Here is a 438-nt window from a genome sequence, read left to right on the forward strand (position 1 = left end):
TCTTTTTCTTGATTTCAAGCCTGGACTTTCCAATATAGTTCCTGAATGTGAACTTAAAGAGCTTATCAGAAATCTTTTCGGCTTTTTCATTGCCAAAGAAAATTTCAAAGTCCCCATCTAAGACTTCAATATAATAGTCAACCCACTCAAAAAGGTAGTGTACTTTTCTATCAACTAAGACAATTGAGTCTTCAGTAGAAAACAGTTTTATATTATCAGCAAGAGTGCATTTTCTTACCAATTGCATTGATTAAAAATTGGATATGGAAAAATAAAAAGCTTTCGTTAGAGTCCAAGTAATTCCTTGGCAGCCTTGACACCAAGCTCGAAGGCCTTCATGTTAACATCAACTGCCTTCTTTGGAACGCTGAGCCTAATTACTTCCTTGACATGCTCCTCTGAAAGTGGAAAGCCTGGTGTCTGTGTGAGTGCTCCAAT

General features: G+C 37.0%; 2 pseudogenes. Both read right to left on the bottom strand.

From position 1 onward, the window contains the following. Nucleotides 1-247: pseudogene (locus E3E37_RS11120) on the bottom strand (hypothetical protein); the annotation flags it as partial. Between the two features lie 38 nt (nucleotides 248-285). After that, a pseudogene (locus E3E37_RS11125) lies at nucleotides 286-438 on the bottom strand (indolepyruvate ferredoxin oxidoreductase subunit beta); the annotation flags it as partial.

The sequence above is a fragment of the Thermococcus sp. ES12 genome, assembly GCF_012027515.1.
GTDB classification, from domain to species: Archaea; Methanobacteriota_B; Thermococci; order Thermococcales; family Thermococcaceae; genus Thermococcus; species Thermococcus barossii.